This window comes from Kribbella sp. NBC_01484 (genome assembly GCF_036227145.1).
Taxonomy (GTDB): Bacteria; Actinomycetota; Actinomycetes; order Propionibacteriales; family Kribbellaceae; genus Kribbella.
The window spans coordinates 8573833-8595343 of the sequence record NZ_CP109437.1; the positions used below are offsets into that span (position 1 = coordinate 8573833).

The 21511-nt window shown below is 68.7% G+C and carries 17 protein-coding genes; 7 read left to right on the top strand and 10 right to left on the bottom strand.

The window, feature by feature from the left end; translation table 11 throughout:
- The first annotated feature begins 64 nt into the window (after positions 1 to 64).
- A complete protein-coding gene (locus OG555_RS41305; protein WP_329479406.1) occupies positions 65 to 1015 on the top strand; it encodes a nucleoside hydrolase in 951 nt (316 codons plus the stop codon).
- On the opposite strand, the gene OG555_RS41310 is transcribed toward OG555_RS41305, so the two are convergent.
- Entirely contained in the window at positions 1008 to 1598 is a 591-nt protein-coding gene (locus OG555_RS41310; protein ID WP_329479408.1) for a TetR/AcrR family transcriptional regulator, read from the bottom strand. The genes OG555_RS41305 and OG555_RS41310 overlap by 8 nt on opposite strands.
- A 75-nt stretch (positions 1599 to 1673) precedes the next feature.
- Between OG555_RS41310 and OG555_RS41315 the strand changes: the two genes are divergently transcribed.
- Positions 1674 to 2243 (top strand): GNAT family N-acetyltransferase, encoded by a 570-nt coding sequence (locus tag OG555_RS41315; RefSeq protein ID WP_329479410.1) that lies wholly within the window; start codon positions 1674 to 1676, stop codon positions 2241 to 2243.
- Between the two features lie 39 nt (positions 2244 to 2282).
- On the top strand, positions 2283 to 3059 hold the full coding sequence (ubiG, locus tag OG555_RS41320) for a bifunctional 2-polyprenyl-6-hydroxyphenol methylase/3-demethylubiquinol 3-O-methyltransferase UbiG (protein ID WP_329479412.1): 777 nt from the start codon (positions 2283 to 2285) through the stop codon (positions 3057 to 3059).
- Here the strand turns inward: ubiG and OG555_RS41325 are convergent, their stop codons facing one another.
- Positions 3060 to 3596, bottom strand: coding sequence for a LysM peptidoglycan-binding domain-containing protein (locus tag OG555_RS41325; protein ID WP_329479415.1), 537 nt, complete (start codon positions 3594 to 3596; stop codon positions 3060 to 3062). It lies immediately after the preceding gene.
- 359 nt (positions 3597 to 3955) lie between these two features.
- Between OG555_RS41325 and lexA the strand changes: the two genes are divergently transcribed.
- Positions 3956 to 4738, top strand: coding sequence for a transcriptional repressor LexA (gene lexA / locus OG555_RS41330; protein WP_328519528.1), 783 nt, complete (start codon positions 3956 to 3958; stop codon positions 4736 to 4738).
- A gap of 48 nt (positions 4739 to 4786) precedes the next feature.
- Positions 4787 to 5296: a glutathione peroxidase gene (locus OG555_RS41335; protein WP_328519527.1), complete on the top strand. Its 510-nt coding sequence runs from the start codon at positions 4787 to 4789 to the stop codon at positions 5294 to 5296.
- A 947-nt stretch (positions 5297 to 6243) separates the two neighbouring features.
- On the opposite strand, the gene ligD is transcribed toward OG555_RS41335, so the two are convergent.
- From ligD to macS, 5 genes are all read right to left on the bottom strand, one after another.
- Positions 6244 to 7215, bottom strand: a complete 972-nt coding sequence (ligD, locus tag OG555_RS41340; protein WP_329479417.1) for a non-homologous end-joining DNA ligase — start codon at positions 7213 to 7215, stop codon at positions 6244 to 6246.
- A complete protein-coding gene (locus OG555_RS41345) occupies positions 7212 to 9209 on the bottom strand; it encodes an ATP-dependent DNA helicase (RefSeq protein ID WP_329479419.1) in 1998 nt (665 codons plus the stop codon). Before OG555_RS41345 ends, ligD begins: the two co-directional genes overlap by 4 nt.
- Before the next feature lie 540 nt (positions 9210 to 9749).
- Entirely contained in the window at positions 9750 to 12050 is a 2301-nt protein-coding gene (gene secD / locus OG555_RS41350) for a protein translocase subunit SecD (RefSeq protein WP_329479421.1), read from the bottom strand.
- Positions 12051 to 12199: 149 nt separating this feature from the next.
- Entirely contained in the window at positions 12200 to 12838 is a 639-nt protein-coding gene (locus OG555_RS41355) for a response regulator transcription factor (RefSeq protein ID WP_328519523.1), read from the bottom strand.
- A 279-nt stretch (positions 12839 to 13117) separates the two neighbouring features.
- Complete coding sequence (gene macS, locus OG555_RS41360) at positions 13118 to 14242, bottom strand: MacS family sensor histidine kinase (protein WP_329479423.1); 1125 nt, start codon at positions 14240 to 14242, stop codon at positions 13118 to 13120.
- A 285-nt stretch (positions 14243 to 14527) separates the two neighbouring features.
- Here macS and OG555_RS41365 point away from each other — a divergent pair, with 285 nt between their 5' ends.
- The gene (locus tag OG555_RS41365; RefSeq protein ID WP_329479425.1) at positions 14528 to 16903 is read left to right on the top strand and encodes an immune inhibitor A domain-containing protein; all 2376 of its coding nucleotides are present in this window, start codon (positions 14528 to 14530) and stop codon (positions 16901 to 16903) included.
- 63 nt (positions 16904 to 16966) lie between these two features.
- On the opposite strand, the gene hflX is transcribed toward OG555_RS41365, so the two are convergent.
- Together hflX and dapF are read right to left on the bottom strand one after the other, a co-directional pair.
- Positions 16967 to 18457, bottom strand: a complete 1491-nt coding sequence (hflX, locus tag OG555_RS41370) for a GTPase HflX (RefSeq protein ID WP_329479427.1) — start codon at positions 18455 to 18457, stop codon at positions 16967 to 16969.
- Between the two features lie 84 nt (positions 18458 to 18541).
- Positions 18542 to 19384: a diaminopimelate epimerase gene (dapF, locus tag OG555_RS41375; RefSeq protein WP_329479429.1), complete on the bottom strand. Its 843-nt coding sequence runs from the start codon at positions 19382 to 19384 to the stop codon at positions 18542 to 18544.
- Positions 19385 to 19488: 104 nt separating this feature from the next.
- Here dapF and OG555_RS41380 point away from each other — a divergent pair, with 104 nt between their 5' ends.
- Positions 19489 to 19752 carry a hypothetical protein gene (locus OG555_RS41380; protein ID WP_329479432.1) on the top strand — a complete coding sequence of 88 codons (264 nt, stop codon included), beginning with the start codon at positions 19489 to 19491 and terminating at the stop codon, positions 19750 to 19752.
- A gap of 133 nt (positions 19753 to 19885) precedes the next feature.
- Here the strand turns inward: OG555_RS41380 and OG555_RS41385 are convergent, their stop codons facing one another.
- Positions 19886 to 21436, bottom strand: a complete 1551-nt coding sequence (locus OG555_RS41385) for an N-acyl-D-amino-acid deacylase family protein (RefSeq protein WP_329479434.1) — start codon at positions 21434 to 21436, stop codon at positions 19886 to 19888.
- Positions 21437 to 21511: the final 75 nt, after the last annotated feature.

Below are 21511 nucleotides of genomic sequence, written 5' to 3' on the forward strand. Positions count from 1 at the left end.
CTCAAGCCGGTGATGAACTGACCGCCAACTCCGGATGTAACCCGGCATGCGTGAGGATGGCGCCATGAAGCCGGTGATTCTCGACGTCGACACAGGACTGGACGACGCCTGTGCCCTCCTACTGGCCGCTCGGCACCCCGAGCTCGACCTCAAGGCCGTGACCTGCGTCGGCGGCAATGTCGGACTGGACGACGTGGTGATCAACACGCTGACCGTGCTGGAGGCTGCCGGCCGGCCCGACGTTCCGGTCGCTCGTGGCGCCGCGCTACCGCTGCTCCAGCCGGTGCGGGCCGCTCCGCATGTCCACGGCGTCGACGGGCTCGGCGATCTCGATTGGCCGCGATCCACCGGTACGACGGACTCCCGGCATGCGGTCGAGTTACTGCGCGACGTACTGCGGGACGCCGCGACGACCGGCGACCTGGTGACGCTTGTCCCGTTGGCACCGATGACGAACATCGCGCTCCTGCTGCGCACCTATCCCGAAGCGGCTGCGGGACTCCGCGAGATCGTGTTCATGGGCGGCGCGGCCGGGATCGGGAACGCGACCGCGTCGGCGGAGTTCAACATCTGGACCGACCCGGAGGCGGCTGCGATCGTGCTCAGTGCGGCCGGCGAGCGCGGCGTACCGGTGACGATGTACGGGCTGGATGTCTTCTACGACGTGGTGATCTCGCTGGACCAGGCGCGCGGGTTGGGCGGATCGCCGTCGGCGGAGCTGGCGCGGAAGCTGATCGAGAGGCGGAGCGAGCTCTACAACTCCGACGGGGCGAGCATCGGGGACGGCGGCGCGGTGTGTGCGGTGATCGATCCGTCCGGGCTGACGACTCAGCGCTTCCCGCTGCGAGTGGAGCTGGCGGGGAGCTGGTCCCGGGGTCGCACGATCGTCGACACGCGGGACTGGTCCGCGGATCTCTCCAGCGATCCCCACGGGCCGTCGTCGACCGCCGTACAGGTGGCGACCGCGGTCGACGGTGCTCGCTATGCCCAGTTGTGGCTGGACACGGTCAAGTAGCCAACTCCTGCAGGCGGGCGCGAACGCCGTCCAGGAAGAGATTGAGGCCATCGCTGAAGAGATCCGTCGAGCCTGGGGACTCCGCGACCACGGCAGCCAACGTCCACCGGGCGCTCACCTCGAAGATGTGGCGCGCTCGAGACTCGGGTACGCCGAGGTCGACGAGCGACTGGATCTGCGCGCGTACCAACTCGGCGCGTGAGCCTTCGCCTTGGTCGCGGTCAGGGGTGGCCTTCGACTGGATCAGGCCGGCCAGGCCGGGGTGTTCGGCGTAGAACGCTCGCAGCTCCAGCGCGCCGGCCTTGGTGACCGCGATCCACTCGTCGACGCTGCCGAGTTCGACGTACGCCGTTTTGTCCGCGGTGAACTGGTCGAACGCGTTCCGGGCGACCAGGTCGAGGAGCTCGGACTTGTTGTGGACATGGTGATACAGCGACGGGGCGCGGACCTGCAGGCGCTCGGCCACAGAGCGCATGGTGAGACCGTCGACGCCACTGGCGCGGATGACAGCCAGTGCAGCGTCGGCGATGGCGGCCGTCGATATCCCGGCCGCGGCATGGGAGGACGGGTCGCGTCTGGTCACTAAACCTCGTTGTCGACTCTCGAGCTGGGCAGCTATTGTCTAACGACATTAGACAGCCTACTCGAGGACGGCTCCGTGCCTGGATTACGCCCCACCTACCCGCTGCGAACCGAGCGACTCGACCTGCGGCCGCATCTGATGGACGACCTGGACGATCTGTTCGCGTTCCATTCGCGACCTGAGGTGGTGCGCTACACGCCCTGGCCGGTCCGGGATCGCGACGAGACCCGCGTCGCCCTAGAGAAGAAGCTGAGCCAGGGCGAGTTGACCGAACCGGGCCAGTGGCTGGTGCTCGCGATCGAGCTCCGCGAGACCGGGACCGTGATCGGCGAGGTGCTGCTGAAATGGGCCAGCGAGACCGACCGCCAGGGCGAGATCGGCTTCGCCCTGCACACCGACTACCAGGGCAAGGGGCTCGCGGCCGAGGCTGCGCGCGAGGTGCTGCGAGTTGGATTCGAGGATCTTGGGTTACACCGGATCGTTGCGATCCTGGATGACCGCAACACCGCGTCCGCCGGCCTGCTGGAACGCCTCGGGATGCGCCGGGAGGCGCACCACATCCATGCGCTCATCTTCAAGGGCGAATGGGCCAACGAGTACGTCTACGCCCTGCTCGAGGACGAGTGGCGGGCCGCCCGGGCCTGAGGTTCCCAGCGAAGTTGTTTACTGGGATCAGGGGCCGCGATGGGCATCGACAACCAGATCTACGACCGGTTGGGCGGCGGCTGGTGGGACGAGGCCAACCCACTGAACGCGCTGAACGGCAGTTTCACGCCTGGGCGGCTCGCCTACTTCGGCGGCGTACTCCGTCGGACCGGACGCGATCCAGCCGGCCTGCGTACCGTCGACATCGGGTGCGGAGGCGGATTCCTGGCCGAGGGGTTCGCACGGCTGGGGTGCCGGGTCGTCGGCCTCGATCCGTCGGAGGTATCGGTCCGAACGGCACGCGATCATGCGGAGTCGTCGGGACTGGGCGTCGGGTACGCCGTGGCCGCGGGCGAGCGGCTGCCGTTGGCCGATGCGAGTGTTGATCTCGCGTACTGCTGCGATGTGCTCGAACACGTGTCGGACCTGGAACGGGTGGTGGGCGAGACTGCGCGCGTACTCAAGCCCGGTGGCCTCTACCTGTTCGACACCATCAACCGGACCCGCACGTCGAAACTGCTGGCCGTCAAACTGCTGCAGGACTGGCGACTGACGCGAGTCGTGGATACCGAACTGCACTCCTGGGCGTTGTTCATCAAGCCGGCGGAGCTCGAGGAGATCCTGCACCGGCACGGGCTACGCCTCGACGAGATCACCGGGCTCGGGCCACGTGCGAACAAAGCCTCGCTGCTGTGGAACTTCACCCGCGCCCGCCGCGGTCGGATCACCTTCGGCCGGCTCAGCCGGCTGATGGACGTCGGCCAGGTGAAGGGGACCGCTGTGTCCTACATCGGCTGCGCCACCAAGACGGTCTGATCAGCGCGCGATCGGGATCTGGAGCGTCTGGCCGGGCACGACGTCGGCCGGGCTGGCGAGCTTATTGAGGTCGGCGATCTTCTCGACGACGGTGGGCGGGTCCTGGGTCGGGTTGGTGTCCTGGGCGATCGACCAGAGGGTCTGGCCCGGGGCCACCTGGACGGGGACCGTGTGGGAGAAGTCCGGGCCGGGGACGAGGACTCCGGTGACGCGCAGGCCGAGGACGACCATCGCCGATCCGAAGACGACGACGGAGATGGCAGTCAGCAGCATCCGGCCGCGGCGGGTGAGCCGCAAAGCGGGTGCCTCAGCCTCGGCGACCGCCTGACGCCGGACCCGAGTAGACCCAGCGTCGACGCGACGCACGTCGGCCGCCCGGCGGCCGAGAACCTCACCGGAGCAGCCGCGGACCGGCAGCGGCTCGGTGGTGGTGCCGGCGATCCTGGGGCGGCGGCGCGGGGTCCCACTCGGGGACGGCGCGACCTCAGGCGCCTGGCGGCCCACCAGTGCATCTGCCGCGAGAGCCGTTGTGCTCATCGGATCCTCCAGACCTCGTCCAGACCACGTCTTGCGCTGTCGATCTGTGTCTACCGGTCCCCTCCGACAGTTTCCGGAAACCGACCGGCCCGAACACTTGTTCGATCGAACGCCTGTACGAATGATTAACCGACAGGCGCCCGTCGCGCAACCACTTCCAACCACGACACGCCCGGTAAATTCCCACCATCCCGGCCGCCTCGCCCGCGGCTTATAACCCGACACACGAACAGACGTGCGAACCGACACGCCTTCGAACAGATGTTTGAAGAATCTCAGGATTCGGTCTACGGTCGTGTCAGTCGAGCAAGCTTTTGGCCGGTGTGCGACCGCCGGCCCGACCAGAGGAGCAATCACCGATGGCCAGGACGCCGAGCGGTTCCAGCAAGGACGAGCGCCGCGCCGCGGGGGCCGGTCAGCCGGCGGACCGGACCGTGGCCGAGCTGCCCGACGGCCCGGCCGACGCGACCGGTCTGACGCCGCGCCAGCGCCGCGTGCTGGACGTCATCCGGGACTCGGTCGACAGCCGCGGCTATCCGCCGTCGATGCGCGAGATCGGCGAGCGGGTCGGCCTGACCAGCTCGTCCTCGGTGTCCCACCAGCTGCGCGTGCTGGAGCAGAAGGGCCTGCTCCGCCGCGATCCCAACCGGCCACGGGCGATCGAGGTCCGCTACCCGGGCGAGGTCGACGCCGCGGCCCGGCGGACAGCGCTCGGTTCGGTGCGGCAGACGACGTACGACGAGACCGGGGCCGGCGACGCGCATCCGGACGCCGCCTACGTGCCGGTCGTCGGCCGGATCGCCGCCGGTGGGCCGATCCTGGCCGAGCAGGAGATCGAAGAGGTCTTCCCATTGCCCAAGGCAATGGTCGGCGAGGGCACGCTGTTCATGCTGCGGGTCAAGGGTGAGTCGATGATCGAGGCGGCGATCTGTGACGGCGACTGGGTGGTCGTCCGGCAGCAGCCGACCGCGGAGAACGGTGACATCGTGGCCGCGATGATCGACGGCGAGGCCACCGTGAAGACGTTCAAGAAGACGAAGACCGAGATCCTGCTGCTGCCACACAACCCCGCCTTCGAGCCGATCGACGGCAAGGACGCGATCATTCTCGGAAAGGTCGTAACAGTTCTGCGCCGAGTCTGACATGTCAGACGCCGCGCGAAGTCGGGCGTGTCGTGTCAGCATTGAGTCATGACGACTGTCTATGACTTCAGCGCCGTGCGGATCGAAGGCAATGAACAGTCTCTTGCCGATTTCCGCGACCAGGTGCTCCTGGTGGTGAACACGGCCTCGCAGTGCAGCCAGACCCCGCAGTACTCCGGCCTGCAGAAGCTCTACAAGAAATACCGCAGGCAGGGCTTCTCGGTGCTTGGCTTCCCCTGCGACCAGTTCGGCCACCAGGAGCCCGGTGACGAGAAGGAGATCGCGAACTTCTGCTCGACGATCTATCACGTCACGTTCCCCATGTTCGCCAAGATCGATGTGAACGGGTCGAAGACGCTTCCGCTGTACAACTGGCTGAAGCGTGAGCAAGGCGGCCTGCTCGGCGGACGGATCAAGTGGAACTTCACCAAGTTCCTGATCGGCCGCGACGGCGGGGTGATCGCGCGCTACGCGCCGACTCACTCACCGGAGAAACTGGCCGACAAGATCGAGGCTGCGCTGGAGATTCCGGCGCCGTCCCGGGAAGCGAACGACTGACCTACGGATGCGGCCTCGAGGGAATCATGGCCGCGTGCAACAGTCGTTTGCGTGAAGAGCACCGGAGTTCTCCTCGTCATTGGCTGAAAATCGCCGTTTTCTGCGACACCTGAACAGCTGCCGTCTCAGCGCAGCAGGTTTTCTCTCCGCATTCCGAACATTTCGGCCTGGTGACCGCATGTTCTGGCAGCCCGGGCTTTCCGCTGCTGCACGTGAACATTCCCACGCGTTAGCACACTCGCTGCGTCATCAACCCTGCCTGGACACTCGCCGAACAAGCCCAGAAGCCCCCGACGCCGGATGCCGCGGGCGCCTGGTGCCGCAGGCGACGGCTGGCGCAGGCGACGGCTGCCGCGGGTGCCAGGTGCCGCGGAAGGCCTGCCTGCTGCCAGGGGTGCCGGGATGCCGGGTGCTCGACACGCTGCTCAGCTTCCTTCGGGCGGGGCCTCGAACAAGTCATGGGGTCCTCGAACATGGCACGACCTGTTCCAGGCCCCCAGATGGTGTGCAAGGTCCCGATCGGAGGTCGCCCGAGGGGTGTGCGAGTCCGGGAGGGTGCCCGGCGCCGGCCCTGTGGGTTTGTCCGGTGCCCGGTGCCAACTCGGTGGTCGGGGGCCGGTGCCCAGTGGAGGGTGTCCGATGCCGGCCCTGTGGGTTTGCCCGGTGCCAACTCGGTGGTCGGGGGCCAGTGGCCGGGTGCCCCGTGCCAACCTTGCGGGTTTGCCCGGTGCCCGGTGCCAACTCGGTCGTCGGGGGCCGGTGCCCAGTGGCCGGGTGCCGGTGCCCAGTGGAGGTGCCCGGTGCCGGCCAGCCCCGTGCTGGGCGGACGTTCGGGTTTGCGCAGGGAGTGCATTTACGGGAGCGGAGCCGGGCCGGCGTGTGCGGCTGAGTGTCGGCCTGATGCGAGCGCGGCGTGGGACGGACTGGGGGGACTCGCGGCGAGGGATTCAGACGAGAACCGCTTCGGGGTTGATGTCCAAGCGGAGGCCCCGCCACACGGGGTGACGGAGGCGGGCGTCGGCGGCCCAGCCGGAGTAGGTGACTTCAGCAACCAGCACCGGGTCGAGCCAGTGGGCGCGACGGCGGTCAGGCCCGGGGATCGTGGCAGGGTCGAAGGGTGGGCGGTCGATCTCCAAGCCGGCCAGCTCGGCGGACAGCATGTCCAGGGTGGCGAAGTCGAGACCGGAGCCGACTTTGCCGATCAGGACCAGGTCGCCGCCCGGTTCGGCGTACGCGCCGCAGTAGAACGAGCCGATCTTGCCCTCGCGGTTGCCCTCTCCCGGATGCCAGCCACACAGGATGACATCGCGCGTCTGCACCGGCTTGACCTTGATCCAGTCGCTGCTGCGGCGGCCGGCCAGGTACCGCGACTTCCGGCGCTTCGCCACCACTCCCTCGAGCCCGGTCGACGCCGACAACTTCAGCGCCGCCTCCCCGTCGTCGTACGCGGGCGGTGTCTCCCAGAACGGGTCGCCGATCTCCAACGAGTCCAGCAGTCCACGGCGATCGTCATACGTTGCCTCTAGCAACCACTTGCCGTCGAGGCGAAGTACGTCGAAGAGCCGCACAGAGACCGGGACCTCGGTGATCAGGTGACGCAGGTGGCGCGGATCGCGGACGTGCATCCGTCGCTGCAGCAGGCCGAACGAGGGTGCGCCGTACTCGTCCAGGGTGACGATCTCGCCGTCCAGTACGGCGGGGAGCCGCAAACCCGGCGCCTCGGCCAGGCCGATCAGCTCGGGGTAGCCGCCGGACACGTCCCGGCTGTTCCGCGACCAGAGCCGGCAGACACCGGACTCCACCTCGGCGATGACGCGGATGCCGTCCCACTTCATCTCGTACGACCAGCCCGCGCCTGACGGCATCTCCCCCAGCGCCGCCATCATCGGCAGCACGGGCGGACCGGTCACGGGACTCATGTCGATTGCAATCGCTTCAAGGCTCCGAGCACCTTCTCACGATCGGCGGTCGGCCACATCGGCGGCAAGGAGGCGCGCAGGAAGGCGCCGTACCGCTGGGTGACGATGCGTGGGTCCAGGATCGCGACCACCCCGCGGTCCGAGCTGCGACGGATCAGCCGGCCGGTCCCCTGCGCGAGGAGCAGCGCGGCGTGGGTCGCGGCGACGGCCATGAACCCGTTTCCGCCGGCTTCGTCGACGGCGCGCTGGCGGGCGGCCATCAGCGGCTCGTCCGGACGCGGGAACGGAACCCGGTCGATGATCACCAGGTTGCAGGTCGACCCCGGTACGTCGATCCCCTGCCAGAGCGACAAGGTGCCGAACAGTGACGTCTCCGGGTCGTCGACGAACTCGCGGGCCAGCTCGCCCAGCTGCGCGTCACCCTGACAGAGCACCTTCAGGTCGGTCGCCTCGCGGACCGCGGCCGTCGCCGCCTCGGCAGCCCGCCGGGACGAGAACAGGCCGAGCGTCCGGCCGCCCGCGGCGGTGACCAGATCGATGATCTCGTCGAACTGCTTCTGGCCCAGTCCGTCGCGATGCGGCGGCGGCAGGTGCTTGGCGACGTACAGGATCGCCTGCTTCTCGTACTCGAACGGCGAACCGACGTCGAGACCGCGCCACGGGAGCGGGCCGGTCTCGGAATCCGAGTCGACCTCCGGCATCTCGTCGTCGTCCTCGAGCTTGTCGGCCGGGCGGAGGCCGACCTGGCGCGCGATCGCGTCGAAGTCGCCGCCGAGGGAGAGCGTCGCCGAGGTGAGAACGGCGGTGCGGTCCTTGAGCACCAGCTCGCGGAGGAGACCCGCGACCGTGAGCGGGGCGATCCGGAGCTCGCGGCCGAAGCGGTCGCGGTCGGTCATCCAGACGACGTCGAGGTCGCTCAGCGCGGCGACGCGTTCGGAGACGTCGAAGATCTCCTTGACCGCGCCCTTGGCCTGCCGCTTGGCGCCGTCGGGGTCGTCGTCCTTGTCGTCGGACTTCTTGTTCAGGTCGGAGTACAGCCCACGGGCCGCATCGCGGACCAGTGCGGCGGCCTCGAGCACGGGACCGTTCGACGCCTCGATGCGGCCTTCGCGGGTCCCGTCGAGGGCGGCGCGGAGAGCGTCGGAGGCGTCGATCAGGTCGTCGGCCTTGTCGTCGTCGACGAAGCGGCGGGACCGCTTGGCGGCGCGCTCGACCATCTGCGGCGAGAGCTCGTCACCCGCGGCGCCGGTGACCCGGGCCGGCAGCTCGTGGGCCTCGTCGACGATGACGACGTCGTGCTCGGGCAGGACAGTGCGGTTCTCGAACGCGTCGATCGAGAGCAGCGCGTGATTCGTGATGACGATGTCGGCCTTGCGGGCCTGCTCCTTGGCCTTCTCCGCGAAGCACTCCTCGCCGTACGGGCACTTCTGCGCCCCGAGGCACTCGCGGGCGGCGATGGCGACCTGCTGCCAGGCCTGGTACTGATGCGAGGGCGCGTGGTCGCGGTCGCCGGCCTCGCCGTCGAGCAGCTGCTGCTCGGCCCAGTCGCGGAGCTCGAGCACCTGCTGGCCGACCTGCCCGGGCGGTGGGACGTCGATGAGCATGCCGTCGTCGTCCGGCGCGCCCTCGCGGATGCGGTGCAGGCAGGCGTAGTTGTTGCGGCCCTTCTGGATCGCGTACGACGGTCTACGCGGGAGGAGCTTCTCCGTCGCGTCCAGGAGGGCGGGGACGTCGCGGTCGACCAGCTGGGACTGGAGCGCGAGAGTCGCGGTCGAGACCACGACGCGGCGGTCCTCGATCGCGTGCAGGAGCGCCGGGACGAGGTAGCCGAGAGACTTACCTGTGCCGGTGCCCGCCTGGACGAGGAGGTGGGAGCCGTCGTGCATAGAGGTGTTGACGGCCTCGGCCATCTCCACCTGACCAGGTCGTGTCTGACCGTTGATTCCGGAGACAGCGGCTTCGAGCAGTTCGCGTACGTCAACACCCACCGCCACACCCTAGCCCGCGGGACAGACACATTTCCGGTCCGCCGCCCCTCCTGTGGACAACCCATCCCCCACCACCGCCCACTCCCGCAACCACCCCGCCGCACGCCACCCCCCGAGTCGTGGATCACGGTCAGACACACCGCCGAACCATCGACCGGAACCCACGACTCGGCGAAGGGGAGTAGGCGGGTGCGGCGCGCATCACGCATGGCGACGTTGTGCCCCGGTCAACCATCGAACCGGGCCGCGGACGGTTGGTCCGTGCACAAAGCGGCAGCGCCCTGGGGGCTGCGGTTGGTCGGAGGACGGCTGGTCAGCCACCCCGGACGACCGCCGCCAGCGACCCATCCGCGGCGCGCAACCACACAACCGACCACACGTCGTGACCTTGTGCACCGGTCAACCATCGAACCGGGCCGCGGACGGTTGGCCGGTGCACAAAGTCGAAGAGCGGCAGGGGTGGGTGAGAGGTGGTGGAGGGCGAGGCGAGGTGGTGGAGGGCGAGGCGAGGTGGTGGAGGGCGAGGCGAGGTGGTGGGGGGCGGGGTTACACGACTGCGCCGCGGTCGGGTTGGGCGTCGCGGTCGACCAGTGGGCGCTTCGGGCGCGGCGGCGGTGCCGGGTAGCGGCGTTCGAGTTCGAGCAGGAGCGGGGCCGCGGTCAGGTTTGACGAGTAGGTGCCGACCAAGATGCCGAGGAGCAGTGCGAGGGCGAAGTCCGCCAGTGAGTCGCCGCCGAGGAACAGCAGCGCGCTCAGGATGAAGAGCGTCGAGATGCCGGTGTTGATGGTGCGTGGCAGGACGTTGACGATCGCGGTGTCGATGATGCTGCCGAGGTTGTCCGTCGAGCGGGCGTTGCGGGTCTCGCGGATGCGGTCGAAGACCACGACAGAGTCGTTCACGGTGTAGCCGATGATCGTCAGGATCGCGGCCAGGAAGATGCCGTCGATCGGCTTCCCGGTCCAGGCGAACACGCCAACCACGACCGCGACGTTCTGCAGGAGTGCGAGGACGGCGCCGGCGCCGAAGGTCCAGCGGAATCGGACAGCCAGATACAGCAACTGGGCGAGCAGCGCGATGCCGAGCGCGATCAGGCCCTTGTTCCGCAGCTCCTCACCCAGTGATGGGCCGATGCTCTCGTTGCGGACCAGTTCGGTACCGCCGCCGATCCGGGAGATGGACTCGCGGATCTTCTCTGCCTCGTCGTCGCTGATCGTCCCGGTCCGCACAGTGATGTCGTCGGTGCCCGACGCCTGCACCACGGCACTCGGATAGCCGGCCTCCGCCACCGCGGCCCGCGCCTGGTCCGGCGTGATCCGCTGGGCCGTGCTCACCTCGAGCAGCCGCCCACCGGTGAACTCGATGCCGAGGTTCAGCCCGCGCACCGCAACCCCCGCGACGGCGACGACGATCGCCACCGCGGTGATCAGCAACCACCGCCGGCTGTGCTTCATCAGCGACGGCCGCCGCGACTCCAGCCAGGTCCGCACCCGGCCGTGCCCCGCGATCCCGCTCAGCCGCGGGTGCCGCAGTACGAAACCACGCGAGACGGCGAACTCGGCCAGCACTCGGGTCACGACCAGCGCGGACAGCATCGAGGCCACCACGCCGATGCTCAACGTGACACCGAAGCCACGGACCGGGCCGGCGGCCAGGAAGAAGAGCAGGCCGGCGGCGAGCAGGGTGGTGATGTTGGAGTCGGCGATCGCGGACAGCGCGTTCTGGAAGCCGCTGCGCAGCGACCGGCGCAGGCCGTCGGTGCGGCCGGACGTGTAGTCCTCGCGGGCGCGCTCGAAGACGAGCACGTTCGCATCGACCGCCATCCCGATCGCCAGCACGAAGCCGGCCAGACCAGGCAAGGTGAGGGTGGCTCCGAGTGCGGTCAGGGCCGCGTACGACATCCCGGCGTACCCGACCAAGCCGAGGACCGCCATCAGGCCGACCAGGCGGTAGACGATCACGATGAACAAGGCGGTCAGGGCGAGTCCGATGATCGCGGCCAGTGCGCTGGCCTGGATCGCGTCCTGCCCCAGCGACGGGCCGACCGTGCGCTGGTCGATCACCTCGACCGGCACCGGCAGCGCGCCGCCGGAGATCAGCGCGGCCAAGTCCTTGGCGTCGGCCTCGGCGAACGAGCCGGAGATCGTGGTGGTGCCGCCGGAGATGCCGAGGTTGCAGAGCTGGTTGCCACCGTTCGGGTCGACCTGCGGTGCGCTGATGATCTCGTTGTCGAGCACGATCGCGATCAGGCGTTGCGGTGTGTTGACCGGCTGGCACGCGGCTTTGCCGGTGATGTTCGCCCAGATCTTGCCGCCGTCGCCCTTGAACTTCATCTCGACGAACCAGCCCTGGGCGACCTGCTGCGGATCGAGCAACCCCTCGGCCCCGCTGACCAGCTCGCCCGTCATCGCCGGCTTGGCCAGCCGCAGGAAGCCCTGCCCGGTGTCACTGGGCAGGTAGACCTCACCCGCTGCCGGTTTGGCCGGCTTCGCGGCGACCTGGTCGAGCACCTCGTGGAAGGTGAGCTGCGCGGTCTTGCCGATCACCTTCGCTGCTTCGCGCGGGTCCTGCACGCCAGGCAGCTCGACGATGATCCGGTTCTCGCCCTGGCGGGTCACGTTCGGCTCGCTGACGCCGAGGGCGTCGATCCGCCGGTGCAGCACCTGGGTCGCTTTGTCGGTGGTCTCCTTGGTCGCCTTGACCGTCGGCGAGTCCTTGGCCTCCAGCACGATCTGCGTGCCGCCGCGCAGGTCGAGGCCGAGTTGCGGCCGGGCCGTCAGGACGACGTACGTCGATGCAGCGAGCACGAAGAACGCAAGCAGCGCACGGATGAGGGACGACCGGTTCACTACAGCCTCCGGAGCTGGGCACCCATAGTGCGGGTGTCGTGACAGAGAGCATCCACCGAGGGTGGAACGCATAGTGTACGGAGTCATTCAAGCGGTACGGCGAACAATTGCACAAGCGACCAGGTCGCGACTGTAACCAGCGCCTGAGGCTACTCGGGTGTGTCCAAGCCGTGTTCGATCGCGTAGCGGACCAGCTCGGCCCGGTTGTGCAGCTGCAGCTTCCGGAGCGTGTTCTGCACGTGGTTCTCCACCGTCCGGTGCGAGAGCACGAGCCGGGTGGCGATCTGCCGGGCGGTCAGCCCGCGCGCGACCAGCCGGAGCACCTCTGTCTCCCGGTCGGTCAGCTTCGGCACCTCAGGCCCAGCAGCCCCGAGCCGCCGGTACTCCCCCAGCAACAGCCCGGCCAGGCCGGCGCTGAAGATCGCATCGCCCTCGGCAGTACGCCGTACCGCGTCGTCGAACTCGTCCAGCGACGCCGACTTCACCAGATACCCCGACGCGCCGTTCTTCACCGCCGCCAGTACGTCGTCCTGCTCGGCGCTGGCCGACAACACCAGTACTCGCGTGTCCGGCAACGCCGTCGTGATCTCCCGGGTGGCGTCGACACCGGAACCGTCGCCGAGCTGCAGGTCCATCACCACCACGTCCGGCCGGGTCGCCAGCGCGATCTTCACCGCGCCCGACACGTCCGACGCCGTCGCGCAGACGTCGTACCCGCGGCTACCCAGATCGCGCGCCACCCCCTCACGCCACATCGGATGGTCGTCGACGATCATGACCCTGGTCATGGGGCCTCCCGCCGTGGACTGAGGAGCGCAGGGAGCCCGGTCATGGGGCCTCCCGCCCTGGACTGAGGAGCGCAGGGAGCCCGGTCATGGGGCCTCCCGCCCTGGACTGAGGAGCGCAGGGAGCGAAGCGACTGGAGCGACGAGGGAAGGCCGGGAGCAAGAGCCCCATGACCCGCCGTGCCGGAGGTTCGGCCAAAGGCACAGCGACCGGAGCGACGAGGGAAGGGCGGGAGTCAAAGCCCCATGACCCCCGCGTCGGAGGCGCGGAATTCAACACAGTCATGGCGCAATCACCTTCAACTCCCACTCGGTTCCCTCGCCCGGGCCGGTCCGGACTGTGACTGTGCCGCCCAGGTCTGTGATCCGGCCCCGGATCGACTGGCTCACGCCGAGGTGCCCGTCGACCCGGGCCTGCTCGAGCCGGGCCGGCGTCGTACCGATCCCATCGTCGCGGATCGACACCACCACCGCGTCGCCGAGGTCCTCGACCACCACCCAGGCACGGGCCTCGGTACCGGCGTGCTTGGTCACGTTGCTCAGCGCTTCCTTGACCGCGGCAACCAGTTCGTCCGCGGTTGCGGCCGGCAACAACACCTGGCCGGCCGGTACGACGACATCCACCCGCGGTGTGGCCAACGGCAACAGTAACCCGCACAGATCGACCTGGTCGCCCCCGGCAGCGGTCGGCCGGATCGACATCAAGGTGCGCAGGGCAACTTCCTGTTCGGCGGCCAACTCGGCCAGCTCGAGCGCATCGCCGCCGATCGCCGTACCGCGGCGCTGCACCTGGGCCAGTACCTGCATGACACCGTCATGGATGGACCGGCTGAGCCGCAGCCGCTCGGCGGTCGCGCTCTCGGTGGCGATCGCCTTCCGGAGCCGGGCTCCCGCCTGCCGCAGAGTCGAGGCGGCGTACCCGACGACCAGGCCCGCGACCAGCAGCAGTTGCACGTTGGCGAGGATCTCCGCCGCATTCTCGACACCGCGCAGCGACAGCAGCGCGAGGCTGATCGTGGCCGCACCGAGAAGACCGCCGTCCCGGCCGCGGGAGATCGCCAGCGCGAGCACCGGCCCGGCCGCCCAGACCGAGGTCAGCACGGAGGCTCCGGCCCGGATGTCGACCAGCGGCTGCGCCCACAAGGTCGCGTACATACAGCCGACGGTCACGATCAGGTCGGCGAACGCCAGCCGGGTGTTCCGCCGTCCCCAGCGCCGGCTGTAGCCGATCGAGGAGACCACCGTCCAGGCGCCCATGACCGCCAGCAGGAGCAGCGCGCCGGACGGCCGGACGATCCCGTCCCAGCGGGACCAGACCCCGAAGCAGGCGAACGCCCAGGTGATCACGCGGAACACGACGAGCGCACGCCACAGGGGCTGCAGCAGGTCGACCGTCTCGCGCTCCACCAGCACAGTCTGCCAACTCCGGGGGCTGCCGCGGGTGAGGCGTCGTACGCGGCTGATTGAGTAGTTCCACCGATGACGGTGTTGGATGCCGCGCCTCCGGCGCGGCGCGGTATGGGGGCTCTGACTTCCTGCCGCAGGATTCCCCGCAGCTTTGCCGGAATTTCCGGCAAATACTTCAGCTCTGCCGATTTTCCCCGTACTCTCGCGCAAAACACGCTCGGGGGAGCAACTGACTACGCCGCGTCACCATACGCGGCTGGCATCGACCAAGCATGGAGGGGAATCGTGCGCAAGCTACCCGCCGGGCTATTCAGCCTGGCACTGGCGGCAACGGCCGGGCTCGGGTGGGCCTCGGCCAGCGATGCCGCCACACCGCCCCGGGAGATGGGCGCCGCGCCGGTCGCGAGTGAGGCGGCACCCGCGCCGGACGAACTGTCCAGCCCGCAGGAAGACAAGCGCCGTGACCTGCGGCAGGAGGCCCTGACGAAGGTGCTGAACGGCACCGCCAAGGTCGAGCAGCGCGACGGCAGCACCGTCGTCAACCTCGGCAGCAAGCAGGTCGGCGCGAAGGGTGTGAAGAACGCCAACGGCCGGGTCGACCAGTACGTCGAGCTGAGCCGGGAGAAGACCGACAAGATCTTCGTCGTGCTGGCCGAGTTCGGCAACGAGCGGCACCCGAGCTACCCGGACAAGGACCAGAACGCCGGCATCCCCGGCCCGGCCACCTTCGAAGGCCCGCTGAACAACCAGATCCCGGCGCCGGACCGGTCGGTGGACAACTCGACCGTCTGGCAGCCGAACTACGACCAGAAGCACTTCCAGGACCTGTACTTCGGCACCGGCAACTCGGTGAAGAAGTACTACGAGAAGCAGTCGTCCGGCCGGTACAGCGTCGACGGCGAGGTCACCGACTGGGTCAAGGTCAAGTACAACGAGGCCCGCTACGGCCGGTCGAACGGGTTCCCGTGTGCCGGCAACGTCTGCAACAACACCTGGTTCCTGATCCAGGACGCGGTCAACCAGTGGGTCGCCGACCAGAAGGCGGCCGGCCGGACCACCGCGCAGATCACCGCGGACCTGAAGACGTTCGACCAGTGGGACCGCTACGACTACGACGGTGACGGCAACTTCAACGAGCCGGACGGCTACATCGACCACTTCCAGATCGTCCACGCCGGCGGCGACCAGGCCGACGGCGACCCGCAGCAGGGCGAGGACGCGATCTGGTCGCACCGCTGGTACGCCAACTTCCCCGGCGGCCCGGTGAACCAGCCGAACCGCGGCGGCGCCCAGATCGGCGACACCGGCCTGTACGTCGGCGACTACACGATCCAGCCGGAGAACGGCGGCATCAGCGTCTTCGCCCACGAGTACGGCCACGACCTCGGTCTGCCGGACGAGTACGACACCTCCGGCGCGCCGGTCGAGAACGGCGTGAACTGGTGGACGATCATGGCCCAGAGCCGGGTCGGCAAGCCGACCGACGGCGGCATCGGCGAGCAGGCGGCCGACTTCAACGCGTGGGACAAGCTGCAGCTCGGCTGGCTGGACTACGAGATCGTCGCGGCCGGTCAGAACCGAACCGTCGAGCTCGGCCCGCACGAGTACAACACCAAGAAACCCCAGAGCCTGGTGGTGACGCTGCCGAAGAAGCCCCTGGTGCACGACCTGGTGCCACCGGCGGCCGGCACCAAGTCATGGTGGAGTGGTGAAGGCAACAACTTCACCCACACGATGAACCGTCAGGTCACGCTGCCGGCCGGCCAGCCCGCCAGCCTCACCTTCCAGGCGAACTGGGACATCGAGGACTGTGGCGCGGAGGCCTGTGACTACGCCTACGTCGAGGTGAACGACGGCACCGGCTACAAGCCGATCGCCGGCAACATCACCAAGGCGGCCGAGGGCAACGGCATCGACGGCACCAGCACCGGCTGGCAGCCGGCCACCTTCGACCTGTCGGCGTACGCCGGCAAGACGATCGGCCTGCAGTTCCGCTACACCACCGACCCCGCGGCCGGCGGCAAGGGCTTCTTCGCCGACGAGATCGCGGTGACCTCAGGCACGACCGCGGTGGTCACGTCCGGTGCCGAGACCTCGCCCGACGGCTGGACGCTGAACGGCTTCAGCGCGGCCGGCGCCAGCTTCACCACCCTGCACGACAACTACTACATGGCGTCGCACATCAACTACGTCGACCACGACCAGTACCTGCAGACCGGCCCGTACAACTTCGGTTGGGCGAGCACGCTGCCGGACAAGGTCGAGCACTTCCCGTACCAGGACGGTCTGCTGCTCTGGTACTGGGACACCTCGCAGGAGGACAACAACACCAACGAGCACCCCGGTCAGGGTCTGGTGCTGCCGATCGACAGCCACCCGGTCCCGATCAACCGTCTCGACGGCCAGATCTGGCGGCCGCGGGTCGCCGGGTACGACGCTCCGTTCGGTCTGGAGAAGGCGGACTCGTTCACGCTGCACGTCAACGGGCAGGCGAACTACATCCGCGGCCAGAACGCTGTCTCCACCTTCAACGACAGCAAGCAGTACTGGTACCCGGAGCAGCCGCAGAACGGCGTCAAGGTGCCGAACAACAGCGTCAACATCAAGGTCCTCTCGCGCAACGGCACGACCATGACGGTCCAGGTCTCCAAGCGCAAGTGACACCCTGAGCAGGACAAAGAACAGCCCCCGAGGCCAAGACCTCGGGGGCTGTTTCGTGTTCGGTTACTGAGCCGCTGCCACCTGGTACGGCGTCAGGTCGCCGGCCAGGTCGGGATGGACCTTGGCGGTGAGGCGGGTGCCGTCGGCGGTGTGTTCGAGCTGGCCGACCGAGCCCTCGGAGTGGATCCGCGAGACCAGGTCGCCGCGGTCGTACGGAAGCAGCAGGTCGACGGCCACGTCCGGCTGGGGCAGCGATGCCTCGACCAGCGCCTTGAGCTTGTCGACGCCGTCGCCGGTGCGGGCCGAGACGATGATCGCGCCCGGCTCGCGGTGCAGGATCGGGGCCAGCGCGATCGGGTCGGCCAGGTCGCCCTTGTTGATCACGATGATCTCCGGGACGTCCGTCGCGCCGATCTCGCCGAGCACCTCGCGGACCGCCTGGATCTGGGCCAGCGGGTCGGGGTGCGAACCGTCGACCACGTGCAGCAGCAGATCCGCGTCCGCGACCTCTTCCAGCGTCGAGCGGAAAGCCTCGACGATGTCGTGCGGCAGGTGCCGGACGAACCCGACGGTGTCGGTGAACGTGTACACGCGGCCGTCGGAGGTCGTCGTCCGCCGGGTGGTCGGGTCCAGCGTCGCGAACAGCGCGTTCTCGACCAGGACACCGGCTCCGGTGATCTTGTTCAGCAGCGAGGACTTGCCGGCGTTGGTGTAACCCGCGATCGCGACCGACGGGATCGAGTGCCGGCGGCGCTCCTGGCGCATCGTCGACCGCGTGCCCTTCATGTCCTTCAGCTCACGGCGGAGCTTGGAGATCTTGGTGTTGATCCGGCGCCGGTCGGTCTCGATCTTGGTCTCACCGGGACCACGGCCACCGATACCGCCACCGGCCGCGCCGACGCGTCCACCGGCCTGGCGGGACAGGTTGCCACCCCAACCACGCAGGCGCTGCTTCATGTACTGCAGCTGGGCCAGCTCGACCTGGGCCTTGCCTTCCTTGCTCTTCGCGTGCTGCGCGAAGATGTCCAGGATCAGCGCGGTCCGGTCGACCACCTTGACCTTGAGCTTGTCCTCCAGGTTGCGCAGCTGCGCCGGGGCCAGCTCGCCGTCGGCGATCACCGTGTCGGCGCCGAGCGACGCGACCAGGTTGCGCAGGTCGGCCACCTTGCCGGAACCGATGAAGGTCGCCGGGTCGGGCTTCTTCCGCCGCTGGATCACGCCGTCCAATACCTCGGAACCGGCGGTCTCGGCGAGCAGCTTCAGCTCGGCCAGCGAGTTCTCCGCGTCCTCGGCGCTGCCCTCGGTCCAGACGCCGACCAGCAGCACCCGCTCGAGCAGCAGCTTGCGGTACTCGACCTCGCTGATGTCGGTCAGCTCGGTCGACATGCCGACGATACGGCGCAGGGCCTGGCGTTCCTCGAGCTCGAGCCCCTCGGTGCCCAGCTCGGAGTCGTGCGAGTCGTGACCCGTCAACGAATCGCCGGAGTCATCGCCCTCAGTGAGGTCAAGTTCGACGTCGGTGGTCTCGTCGTAAAAGTTCGAATGGGTCGTCATATACCTTCCATCGTGGCACGGGCCACCTAGTACAGGCGACCCGATTAACCACGTCAACGCCCCACGCGGTACCTGAATTCCCCTTCAGGCCGGTAACCAGGCCCGATCGAAGTCTCCGCGAGCGTGGATCACGGCCGGTCCGGTCAGCTCCAGATGGTTGTCCGCACGCCACGTCACGCTGACCTCACCGCCCGGTACGACGACGCGATACGTGACCGGGAGCTCGTCCCGGGCCGCCCGCGCGGCCGCCACGGTCACGGCACAGGTCCCGGTCCCGCAGGACCGCGTCTCCCCCGATCCGCGCTCGTGCACCCGCATCTCGACGTCGTGCGGACCCCGCCGTACGACGAACTCCAGGTTCACGCCGTCGGGAAACGCTTCCTGGGGGGACCAGGTGGGCTGGTCGCACAGGTTGCCGGGCTCACGGAGGTCGTCGACGAAGGCGACCGCGTGCGGGTTACCCATGTCCACGGTGACAGCCGGCCACTGGTGCCCGTTCGCCTCCACGACCACGCCCGCCGGACCGGGCAGCGTGGGCTCGCCCATGTCTACGGTCAGCGTGCCGTCGTCGTTCAGCACGACCTCTTTGACGCCGGCTCTGGTGCCGACCCGGACCGGCTTGCCCCCGGTCAGCCCGGCTTCGGTCAGGTATCGGACGAAGACGCGGACGCCGTTGCCACACATCTCCGCGATCGAGCCGTCGGCGTTGCGGTAATCCATGAACCAGTCGCCGCCGTCCTCGACATACGACTGCCGGCCGCCCTCGATCACCCGGAGGACCCCGTCCGCCCCGAGGCCGGCGTGCCGGTCGCAGAGGAAGCGCACCACCGATGCGTCCAGCTCGCCGTGGATCGTGCCGTCGGGGTCGGGCAGGATCACGAAGTCGTTCTCCGTGCCGTGCCCCTTCAGCCAAGCAAACTTGCTCATCCACGTCCTCGCTTCGCTCCGGGCGCGGATGAGACACGAGATGCACTGTGCCTTCTGATGGCCTCGCTTCGCTCGCCCATGAGGAAGATCGTACGGTGTTGCCCATGGAGCTGATCGCCTACTTCTGGGAGCAGGAGGACGCCGAGACGGTCGCCGCCCGGCTGGACGGTGACGTACGGCGCGGCCGCTTCCACGGCGAGGACGACGACGAGGACCACCCGTGGGTCGTCGTACTGCGCGATGTGGATCGGAGCGAACTCGACGATCTGCTCACCGAGCACGACGGATGGCTCGAGACGACCGCCGAGGACGCCGCCGTCACGCCTCCCCCGTTGCCGAGCGAACCCAGGCGGTTCAAGACGACCTGAGCGGACGATCGATGCCACAATGTTGCCTGTGGCATCGATTACCTCGCCTCCAAAGGGTTGGCCGCCGGTCCCGGGCGTAGTACTTCTCCGCGGCGGACACGTCCGCTGGGAGGGCGAACCCGGGGACAGCGCGTCAACTGAGGACGCGCCCCGGCCGCTTACCCGTCGGTACGCTGTCGGTCAGCACCTGCTGACCCCCGACAAGCAGGTGCTCGATGCCGACGGACAGTTGCCAGGGATCGTCGTACGTCGACCTGTCGGCGACTCGCGATGGGTCGAGTACGACGAGGTCGGCGACGGCACCGGGTTTGATCACACCGCGGTCGGAGAAACCCAGCCGGGACGCGGGCAGTGAGGTCATCCGGTGGATCGCCTCGGGCAGGGAGAGTACGCCGAGGTCCCGCGCGTACCGGCCGAGGACCCGGGGGAATGTGCCGAAGTTGCGCGGATGCGGGTGGCCGGGCCCGGTGGCGTCGAGGATCCAGCCGTCGCTCGCGACGCTCGTGCACGGGTGCTGCAGCACGGTCACGAGGTCGTCCTCGCTCATCGCGTGGTTGACCACACTGACCGCGGCCCGGTGGTGCTCGAGCACCCTCAGTGCGGCTTCGGCCGCGTCCACCTCGTCGCGCCGGGCGATCTCCGCGAGGCTGAGGCCGCGACAGTCCTCGTACCGGCCGGGTGGCACCGAGGCGATCACGACCGCGTCCGGATCGAACAGGTCACCGGTGCGGAGAGCGGCGGCGATCCGCTCGCGTTCGGTCCGATCGGCGAGCCTGGCCAGGAGACCTTGCGTGCCGCCGTCCATCGCCCAAGTGGGCAGCCGGGCGGTGAGCGTCGTACTGGAGGCTGTGTAGGGGTAGACGTCCCAGGTGACGTCCAGACCATCTGCGCGGGCCTGGTCGAGGCGTTCGAGCGCCGTGCTGACCAGACCGTGGTTTCGTTCGCCGACGGCCTTCAGGTGCGAGACCTCGAGTCTTGCGCCGGCTGCCCTTGCCGCGGTCATCGCCTCGTCCAATGCGCTGAGCAGACCCGCGCCTTCGTTGCGGATGTGGGTCGAGTAGAGCAGCCCGCAGTCGGCCGCGGTCGCCACCAGGGCGGCGACTTCGGACGACTCCGCGTAGGCACCCGGCGCGTAGATCAAGCCGGTCGAGAAGCCCACAGCGCCTTGCTCCGCGGCGATGCGCAGCAGGTCTTGCATCGTCCGCAGCTCGTCCGGTGACGGCGCCCGCTCCGCGTTGCCCATCGCCGCGATCCTCAGCGCCGAGTGGCCGACCTGGAGCGCGACGTTCACGGCAGCGGGCTCCAGGGATGCGGCGAACTCGCCAGTGTCCCGCCACGACCAGTCGTGCTGCGGGTCGAGGAACGCCGTACCGGTCCGCATGGACTCCAGGTCCGTGATCGGGAACGGGGACCAGCCGCAGTTCCCGGTGACCAGGGTGGTCACACCCTGATGCAGTTGGGTGGTCGCCCCGGGCGACGTACGCACACTGAAGTCCGCGTGCGAGTGCAGGTCGATGAAGCCCGGCGCCACGATGTTGCCTGCGGCATCGATCACCTCGGCGTCGGCCGGCTGCGAGGTGGGCGGCAGGACATCGGCGATCCGGTCACCGTCGACCACTACCGTCGCCGCAACCGGCTCTGTCCCGGTGCCGTCCAGGACGAGTCCGCCGGTGATCGCGATCATGTCGTCACCAGCAGGATCCCGGCGTACATGACGCAGGCGGGCACCAGCATCATCCAGCCGGTGATGAGCATGCTC